Below are 9,178 nucleotides of genomic sequence, written 5' to 3'. Positions count from 1 at the left end.
CGCCAGCGCAGCCCGTCGGTCGAGTAGGCGCGCCAGCGCAGCCCGTCGGTCGAGTAGGCGCGCCAGCGCAGCCCGTCGGTCGAGTAGGCGCGCCAGCGCAGCCCGTCGGTCGAGTAGGCGCGCCAGCGCCGTATCGAGACCTTGTGCCGCCATGGTCTCGATACGCGGCCTCCTTCGTCGGGCGCTACTCGACCAACGGTTGCCCAAGAGCGTATGCCGGTTTCCGCCTCGAGTGAGGGGGAACTGGCATGCGCCGAAAGCGCACCATGCCTTGCTCATTGCTCGAATGTGTGTTCGACTGGATGAGTGCGGTGGAGTGGTCAGGAACTGGGTGTCGAGCAATCCGACACGCTGCCGGGCCTCGCAAAGCTCAACAACCTCGTGCGCTCGGTGCAGACGCCCGACTTCGCGGGTGTCACCTTCCACGAGGTGCTCGCGAAGTCCGCATTGAACCGCGTGCCCGGCCAATCGATGATGCCCTTCGGCTGGACGATCAACCCCTACCGGGGATGTTTGCATGCATGTGCATACTGTTTCGCGAGGCCGACGCATGAGTACCTCGACTTCGATGCGGGCGACGACTTCAACCGGCAGATCATCGTCAAGGTCAACGTCGGCGACGTGTTGCGCACCGAGCTGGCGAAACCCAAGTGGCGGCACGAGCCGGTGGCGCTCGGCACGAACACCGACCCGTACCAGCGGGCCGAGGGCCGGTACGAGCTCATGCCGGGCATCATCGGGGCGCTCGCCGAGAGCGGCACGCCGTTCAGCATCCTGACCAAGGGAACGCTGCTACGACGCGACCTGCCGCTGCTCGCCGCGGCGGCGGAGCATGTGCCGGTCGACCTGGCGATGTCGATCGCGATCTACGACCACGAGTTGCAGCAGTCGGTCGAACCCGGCACGCCGAGCGCGAAGGCGAGGCTCGCCACGGTCACGGCGGTGCGCGAGGCGGGCTTCGACTGCTCGGTGTTCCTCATGCCGATCCTTCCGTACCTCACCGACACGAGGGCACACCTCGATGAGGCACTGCGGCAGGTCAAGGCATCCGGTGCGACGAGCGTGCTCTACGCAGCGCTGCACCTGCGCGGCAGCGTGAAACCCTGGTTCATGCAGTGGCTCGAGCAGGAGCATCCCGAACTCGTTCCGAAGTACCGGTCGATGTACTACGGCAACAATGCCTACGCACCCAAGGCCTACCGACGGTGGCTCGGTGAACGCATTCGCCCGCTCATCCGGGCGCACGGCCTCGCACGCGCCCGCGAAGACCCGGTCACGGGCGGCATCCGTTCGTCGGCACTGGCGCAGGCAACACGATCGGCGACGGCGGGCAACTCGACCGGTCCGCTCTCGGACACCGAGCTGCCGACCGCGTTCGGGTCTCCGCCCGACCCGTCGGCCCTCTTCTGACGAGTTGTCTCGGTCGAAAGTGCAGGCGTCGCCGCATTCGAGGGCGGGGAGTGCACTTTCGGCGAGGTGAGGCGAGGTTGGGTGGGGTTGGGGACTCGACCGGCGAGTGACGCGCGTCGCTCGTAGGCTGGTCGAGTGACTCCTCCCGACCGGGCACGGCGCTGGGCACTGCTCATCCTCGCGATCTACTCGGCGCTGGTCGCGGTCGTCGGGATCATGCCGCGGCCGATCGATCGAGGATTCACGCCGTGGATCCGCGGGCAGATGGCCTATCTTCATGGTCACGGCCTCAGGGGCTGGATCAACTACGAGGTCGTCGAGTATGCCGCGCATGCCCTGGCGTTCGTGCCGATCGGGATCCTCGCCGTGGTGGTTGCCGGCCGAAGGCTCGCATGGCTCGCGACTCTCGTCGTGATAGGTGTTGGCGTGCTCGCCGAGTACGGTCCGTCGATGCTGGAGTTCGGGTCATCCCCATTGACGCTCGACGCGCTGCTCAACGCGGTCGGTGCTGCCGCCGGCGCTGCGATCGGGTACTGGGCGATGCCGGGCCGGCGGGAGACCTGACAGGTCCGTCAGTTATGACGAACGCCGTCGCAATTGCGATAATTCGCTGACCCGATTCGCTGACGCGCGCCTCGGGCACGCTCGCGATACGGAGGACGCACGATGACCCTGGGGTTGCCGGGCGCTCTCGCGCGCGCCACGCTGAGCCATTCGCTCGCGCGCGCCGGGCACGCCGCGGCCTTCGTGGCGCTCGGGCTCGCGGTCATCCTGGCGTTGCTTGTCGCGTCGACGGGCTATGCGCCGGCGGGCTGGTCGGCCGCGGGACTCGTGGCGGGCATGGCAGCGCTGCTGTTCCTCGTCGCGCGATACCCGACGGTGCCGCTCACTGTCGTCTACCTCGTCGTCGGCACGGGCATCGTGTTCGCGATCACCACGCTCGTCATGAACACGGAGGTGTTCGAGAGCACCAACAACGTGGTGCTCGCCTTGCCGTGCCTCGCGCTGATGCTCGTCGGCGGGGCCGGCGCCGGATCGGTCATCGCGATCGTCTGGGCGACCCTCGGGTACGGGCTCGGCGAAGCCGCGCTGCTCCTCGGCTCGCGGCTCGTCGGCGCCGAGTTCGCGCCCAGCCTCGCGACGACGGCGGCGTTCATCATCCTCGTCATCGTGCGTGCCTTCGACGGGCTCTCGCGCCGCCGGAACCCGCGGGGAGCCACCGGGCTGCACGACGCGAGTCGGCATTCGCGCGAGCTCGCCATCCGCCACGAGTACGAGCTGCGGGCCACCGCACGCCTGCACGACACCGCGCTCAGCCACCTGATCGCCATCTCCGCGGCGGGTTCGGGGCCCGTCGACGAGCGGCTGCGCGCCGGCATCCGCGAGGATCTCGGCCTGATCATCGGCCGCGATTGGGCGAGCGGGCTCGCACCGGCGCCCGCGGCACCGGCGCTCGCGACACCGGCGCCCGCGACACCTGGCCCTTCCCCCACCCCCGACGACGCCTACCCGCCGCTGCGCCACGCACTCGCCGCCGCCAGGAACGCGGGACTCGAGGTGCGCATCACGGGCGACCTCGCCGTGCTGCGCGCCCTCGACCTGACCCGCGCCCGCGCGGTCGACGAGGCCGTCGCGCAATGCCTCGTCAACGTGGCTCGGCACGCGCAGGTCGCCGAGGCCGAGCTCGTACTGGGCATCGGCGGCGGCGACGTGACCGTCGCGGTCATGGACACGGGCGTCGGCTTCGACGTGCACGACGTTCCGTTCGACCGCATCGGCCTGCGCACGTCGATCCGTGCGCGCATCGAGCAGGTGCAGGGCAGCGTTCGCCTGTGGTCGACGAAGGGCATCGGCACGACGATCGTGATCACGGTCCCCGAGGGCGACGCATGAGCGCGGGCGAGACGGGCGAGCGGATGTCGCAGCGCGAGCGGATGACCCGGCCGCGAACGATCCCCGAAGCCCGCGGTCTGAGTGGGGGAAGCATTCGCCTGACCCAGCAGGAGGCTGACCCGATCGGCGCGATCACGGCATCGCCGATCGTGGCGATCGGAGCGATCCTCGCGTTCGTCGGCTCGATCGCCCTCACGATCGCCCACTGGGGCGAGGTGAGCTCGACGCTCGCAGCGGTGCTCGCGATCGTGTTCGTGGCGGGGGCGGGCTTCGTCGCATCGCGGTCGGCTTCGCCTGCGCGGGCGCCGTTCACCGCCGATCGGCTCTGGCTCGTCGTGTCACTCGCCGTCGGCGGGGCCATCGCCGAGTACGTGAGCACGATCGGTGCGAACCGCTACCTCTACGACGACTTCGGGCCCTTGGTGATCGGCATGATGATCCTCTCGGTGGCGCCGTACTGCACGTGGAGGTCGCTCGTGTTCGCGGGGCTGACGGCGTCGGCGGTGCTGTCGATCCTGGTGGCGGGCGGTTCGCCCACCATCGCCACGGGCGCCCCACCGCTCGCCCTCATCGTGGTGGGTTCGGCGCCGGTGCTCGCGATGACGGCCGCCGCAGCGAGCTACTCGTACACCGTCGTCGCCGCGACGCTCGCGTGGCACCGAGAGGCCAACCGGGCAGCGCTCGAGCATGACGTCGCGCTGCGTTCGGGGTTCGCGCAGTCGGGGTCGCCGAGCAGGGTGTCGGTGCTCAGACGCGAGGTGCTGCCGTTCCTTGCGGGAGTGATGACGGCCGAACGCGTCTCGGTCGCCGACGCCGATCGCGCGCGCGAGCTCGCCGAGGCACTGCGACGCGCGCTGCGCGCGGGCATCGAGTCGACGTGGCTCGACGCACTCGCGGCGAGCCTCAGCGCGACGAACGAAGTGACGATCGGGATCGTCGACCCGATGGGCGCCGCGGTCGAGCTTCGTGAGGACCAGCGGTCGGTGCTGACCGCGCTCATACTCTGGCTCGGCGACGCGGGGCGAGCGCGGAGCATCCGCGTCTCGTTCACGACCGGCGGCGACCACGGATGCATCGTGGTCGACGCCGACCTCGGCGAGCAAGCGCCCTCGAAACGCGAGATCGACCGTTTCGTGGCCGTGGCACGCGCCGCGGCGCTCGGCGCTGAGGGGCAGGTGACGCACGAGCATGTGCGCGTGCAGCTGACCTACCAGCTCGGAACGTCGGTCGAGTAGCGACGAAGTCGCGCATCGAGACTTCCTCGCCCCCCGGTTGTAGGCTCGGGTGGCGGAGAAGTGGGACTTCTACGACACCTTGGCCGTCATGCAGCGGCTGGGACTCACGTCGGAAGCAGAGCCTCCCTCGCGAGCTAGTGTCGTGCGTCCTGGGTCTCGCGCGATCGGCGGCACCTCACACAGCACCCCCGGGAACCGGGCGAGGTCGCGGCCGAGCGTCACCCAGGTCGCGACGTCCACGCGCCGATGAACGCGTCGAGCCACGCCCACGACTGCAAGAATGTGCGAGTGCAACTGACCTACCGGCAAGGCGAGTGAGATGGCGAAACTGTACTTTCGCTACGGGGCGATGAACTCGGGCAAGTCGACGGCGCTGCTGCAGGCTGCCTTCAACTACGAGGAGCGAGGGCACGAGGTGCTGCTCGCGAAGCCCGCGATCGACACCAAGGGCGATCGCGACATCGTGAGCCGACTCGGTGTCGTGCGCGAGGTCGACTTCACGATCGCGCCCGACTCGAGTGTGCTCGACGTGTTCCAGCAGCATCGCAATCGGATCATCGAAGACCATGGCCGCGACGTGAGCTGCCTGCTCATCGACGAGGCGCAGTTCCTCAGCGCTGAGCAGGTCGACGACCTGTTGCGCATCGCCCTCATCGACGATGTGCCGGTTCTGGCGTACGGCATCCGCACCGACTTCCAGACCGTGGCGTTCCCGGGCAGCCGTCGCCTGCTCGAGGTGTCGCACAGCCTCGAAGAGCTGAAGACCATCTGCCGGTGCGGCCGCAAGGCGATCTTCAACGGTCGACGCATCGACGACGTTTTCGTGTTCGACGGCGACCAGGTCGCGATCGACGGCGAGCTCGTCACCTACGAGTCGCTGTGCGGCGTCTGCTACCTGCAGGAGAGCGGCGGGGTGCTGAACGGGCGTCACTGACCGCGCTGGCGCCACGACGCCTGAGAATCAAGCTGGTGAGTCGCTGATTCCCGCGCGTGACCACCTAATATTGCTCGGGTGACCACCCGAGCCGAGAAGCAGAAGCGTCCGTTGATCCGCAGCGCCCGCCTGTGGGTGCCGATCGGCATCCTCGTCGTGCTCATCGGGCTGGTCGTATGGGGCGTCGTCCTGGCCAACAAGGCGTTCGCGACGCAAGACGCGCTCGAGTCGGCGATTCCGCTCGCCACCGAGACGCAAGACCTCATTGCAGCCGGTGATGTCGAGGGTGCGAAGGCGTCGGCGAGTCAGCTCACCGAATACACCGCCGAGGCGCGTGCGAACACCGACGATGTGCTGTGGCGCTCCGCCGAGTGGGTGCCGATCGTGGGCCCGAACATGGCGGCAGTGCGCGTCGCCTCGACGGGGGCCGACGAGCTCGTGAACGGTGCGGTCATTCCGGCGACCGAGATCAGCATGGACGCGTTGAAGCCGAACGGCGGCGCGATCGACGTGGCCGCCGTGCAAGAGCTCGCCGACAAGGTCGAGCAGGCGTCGGGCGCGATCGACCAGGTCTCCGCCGAGCTCGACGGGGTCGACCGCGATGCGCTCATCGGCCCGGTGGCCGCGGGCATCGACCGGCTCGACGAGGCCGTCGGGCAGCTGAAGCCCACCCTCGACGCCGCGAACACGACCCTGCAGGTGCTGCCTGCCGCGCTCGGCGCTGAAGGGCCGCGCAACTACCTCATGCTCTTCCAGAACAACGCAGAGTCGCGGGGCACGGGTGGCAATCCGGCCGCAATCGTCATGATCAACGTCACCGACGGCAAGCTCACGATCACGCAGCAGGCGCACAGCGGCGACTTCAACAACAACCGGCCGACGCCGATCATGGAACTCGACCCCGAGACCGCCGCCCTCTACGGCGACAAGATCGGGCGCTTCATGCCCGACATCACGCTCACGCCCGACTTCACCGAGAGTGCCGAGCTCATGCGGGCGTACTGGGCCGAGTCGTTCGGCACGCCCATCGACGGGGTGCTCTCGTTCGACCCGGTCGCCCTCAGCTACCTGCTCGGCGCCACCGGCCCCGTCAAGCTCGCGACCGGCGAGACCCTCACCGCCGACAACGCGGTTTCAGAACTGCTGAACCAAGTGTACTTCCGCTACGAGCCCGAGTTGCAGGACGCGTTCTTCGCGTCGGCCGCCGCATCGATCTTCACTGTCGTCAGCTCGGGTGCCGGCGACACGAGTGACCTCGTCGAGGCGCTCAGCCGCGCGGTCGACGAGGGGCGCCTGCTGTACGTGCCTTCGGCCGAGGCCGAGGCCGCACTCATCGATGGCAACCGCGTCGATGGAAAGCTGCCGGCCGACAATTCCGAGAAGACCATGGTCGGCGTGTACGTCAACGACGTCACCGAGGGCAAGCTCGACTACTACGCCAAGCTGTCGGTGGCTGCGACATCCGATCAGTGCACTGCAACCGAACCTGCGTTCACGACGACCGCGACGTTCGCGTCGACGCTCGACCCGAATGCGGTCGACGGGCTCGCACGCTACATCTCGCCCGCCAGGTTCTTCCCGAAGGGCGTCATCGCGACCGAACTGGTGTTGTACGGTCCGGTCGGGTCGACGTTCACCGGCGCGACCGTCGACGGCGCGCCCTCGGTGGCGACCGCCGTGCCGCACCTCGACCGGCCGGCCGTCAAGGTCAGCATCGTGAACCAGCCGGGGGCGTCGCACACCGTGGTCGCGAACTTCACCGGGGCGGCGGGGGAGTACGGGCCGCTCGAGGTCTGGCACACGCCCATGGTGCAGCCGACCGAAGTGACCATCGAGACCCCGGGCTGCTAGGGCGCCGGTACCGGTAACGGCACCGCCGGCCGCGCCGGTGGCCGCCAGCGCCGTCGGCGCGGCCGCCGGAGCCCGCTGCTCCGGTGAATGGCCCCCCAATCGGGGGATGTGCCACGCGGCCGACCGCGCCTAAGGTAGGAGCCTGGGCCGTGTGCCCGACCACGACACCCCTTCCCGAAGGGGCCGAAGGCCCCTTACCCGAGGGGTCCAACCCCTTCCCCGAGGGGCCCGACACCCGATACACCCGACCGATCGCGTAGCGATCTCCACCGACGGCACCCGCGCGCGCGGGTGCCTGCGGTGACTGAGGCGGCATCATGGCGCTGAGCGAGTACACCGAGACCACGTCGAGTGCGCTCGTCGACCGGTGGCAGCGTGGCTATGCCACGAGATTGTTCGCCACCGACCTGCTCGTGCTGGTGGTCGTGGTCTACGGTTCTCAGTTCCTGAGGTTCGGCGCGGATGCCGCCGAGCAGCTCATCGCTCGCAGCGAGGCGCAGCGCTTCGAGATCACCTATTCGCTCGTCTCGGCCCTGCTCATCGTCGCGTGGCTTGCCGCACTCGGACTCTTCGGCACGCGCGACCAGAAGATCATCGGCAGCGGCTCCACCGAGTACAAGCGCATCGCCGACGCGACGATCCGCGTGTTCGGAGTGCTCGCCATCATCGCCTTCCTGCTGCAGGCGCAGCTCGGTCGCGGCTACCTGCTCATCGCGCTTCCCACCGGACTCGCCCTGCTGCTCGCCAGCCGGTGGCTGTGGCGCCAGTGGCTCAACCGTCGGCGCGCCGAAGGCGAGTACAGCTACCGGGCGATCCTCATGGGCGAGCGGGCATCGTCGGCGCACGTCGCGCGGCAGATCATGCGCGACCCCAGCAACGGCTTCGTCATCGTGGGAGCGGTCACGCAGGGCGGCAGCGCGGGCGAGCTCGCGCCCGGTGTACCCGTGCTCGGGTCGTACGACCGTGCGATCGAGGCGGTCGACGCGTCAGAAGCCGACACCGTCGTCTTCACCGGAGCCGACATGATCAGTCCGCGACAGCTGCGCCAGTTCGGCTGGGATCTCGAGACCCGCTCGGTCAACCTGATCGTCGCGCCGGCATTGACGGATGTCGCAGGACCGCGCATCCACGCACGACCGGTCGCCGGGCTGCCCCTCATCCACGTCGACTATCCCGTGTTCGAGGGCAACAAGTACGCGGCGAAACGCGCCTTCGACCTGATCGCGTCGTTCGCAGGGCTCGTGCTGCTCAGCCCGCTGTTCCTCGCGCTCACCATCCTGATCCGCAGCGACAGCCACGGGCCGGCGGTGTTCCGCCAGGAGCGCGTCGGGCTCAACGGGCGGCGGTTCAAGATGCTGAAGTTCCGCTCGATGGTGGTCGACGCCGAGCAGCAGCTGCCGAGCCTGCTCGACCAGAGCGAGGGCAACGGCGTGCTGTTCAAGCTCAAGTCCGACCCTCGTGTCACGAAGGTCGGCGCGATCCTGCGCAAGTACAGCCTCGACGAGCTGCCGCAGCTCGTGAACGTGTTGCGCGGAGACATGTCGCTCGTCGGTCCGCGGCCGCCGCTCGCCTCCGAGGTCGAGCGTTACGACGAATCCGCCCAACGCCGGCTGCTCGTCAAGCCCGGCATCACCGGCCTCTGGCAGACCGAGGGCCGCAGCAACCTGTCGTGGGACGACAGCGTGCGTCTCGACCTCTACTACGTCGAGAACTGGTCGTTGACCGGCGACATCATCCTGCTCTACCGCACGGTGCGCGCGGTGGCCCGGCCCGACGGGGCGTACTAGGTCTCGAGACGGCGCTGGCGCGCCTCCTCGACCCACGGCTGGTCGCTACTCGACCGGCGTGTACGGCA

7 protein-coding genes are annotated in these 9,178 nt (G+C 68.8%); all 7 read left to right on the top strand.

The window, feature by feature from the left end; genetic code table 11:
* Window positions 1-306 precede the first annotated feature (306 nt).
* The 7 genes from LQ757_RS18260 to LQ757_RS18230 all read left to right on the top strand — a co-directional run bounded on the left by LQ757_RS18260 (window position 307) and on the right by LQ757_RS18230 (window position 9,110).
* On the top strand, window positions 307-1,410 hold the full coding sequence (locus tag LQ757_RS18260; RefSeq protein ID WP_231048694.1) for an Rv2578c family radical SAM protein: 1,104 nt from the start codon (window positions 307-309) through the stop codon (window positions 1,408-1,410).
* A 135-nt stretch (window positions 1,411-1,545) separates the two neighbouring features.
* Complete coding sequence (locus LQ757_RS18255; protein ID WP_231048693.1) at window positions 1,546-1,974, top strand: hypothetical protein; 429 nt, start codon at window positions 1,546-1,548, stop codon at window positions 1,972-1,974.
* Between the two features lie 102 nt (window positions 1,975-2,076).
* On the top strand, window positions 2,077-3,303 hold the full coding sequence (locus LQ757_RS18250; protein ID WP_231048692.1) for a sensor histidine kinase: 1,227 nt from the start codon (window positions 2,077-2,079) through the stop codon (window positions 3,301-3,303).
* On the top strand, window positions 3,300-4,538 hold the full coding sequence (locus tag LQ757_RS18245) for a hypothetical protein (protein WP_231048691.1): 1,239 nt from the start codon (window positions 3,300-3,302) through the stop codon (window positions 4,536-4,538). Before LQ757_RS18250 ends, LQ757_RS18245 begins: the two co-directional genes overlap by 4 nt.
* Window positions 4,539-4,857: 319 nt before the next feature.
* Complete coding sequence (locus tag LQ757_RS18240; RefSeq protein WP_231048690.1) at window positions 4,858-5,472, top strand: thymidine kinase; 615 nt, start codon at window positions 4,858-4,860, stop codon at window positions 5,470-5,472.
* Between the two features lie 78 nt (window positions 5,473-5,550).
* Window positions 5,551-7,323, top strand: coding sequence for a DUF4012 domain-containing protein (locus LQ757_RS18235; protein ID WP_231048689.1), 1,773 nt, complete (start codon window positions 5,551-5,553; stop codon window positions 7,321-7,323).
* A 317-nt stretch (window positions 7,324-7,640) separates the two neighbouring features.
* The gene (locus tag LQ757_RS18230) at window positions 7,641-9,110 is read left to right on the top strand and encodes a sugar transferase (protein ID WP_231048688.1); all 1,470 of its coding nucleotides are present in this window, start codon (window positions 7,641-7,643) and stop codon (window positions 9,108-9,110) included.
* Window positions 9,111-9,178 lie beyond the last annotated feature (68 nt).

The organism is Agromyces cavernae, assembly GCF_021044935.1.
Classification (GTDB): domain Bacteria; phylum Actinomycetota; class Actinomycetes; order Actinomycetales; family Microbacteriaceae; genus Agromyces; species Agromyces cavernae.
Note: the sequence above shows the minus strand (reverse complement) of the source record. Positions and strands in the feature narration are given on the sequence as shown.

Excerpts from the sequence above, each read along its gene's own strand:
- LQ757_RS18250 (WP_231048692.1), top strand. The coding sequence starts at position 2,077 with ATGACCCTGGGGTTGCCGGGCGCTCTCGCGCGCGCCACGCTGAGCCAT.
- LQ757_RS18230 (WP_231048688.1), top strand. The coding sequence starts at position 7,641 with ATGGCGCTGAGCGAGTACACCGAGACCACGTCGAGTGCGCTCGTCGAC.
- LQ757_RS18245 (WP_231048691.1), top strand. The coding sequence starts at position 3,300 with ATGAGCGCGGGCGAGACGGGCGAGCGGATGTCGCAGCGCGAGCGGATG.
- LQ757_RS18240 (WP_231048690.1), top strand. The coding sequence starts at position 4,858 with ATGGCGAAACTGTACTTTCGCTACGGGGCGATGAACTCGGGCAAGTCG.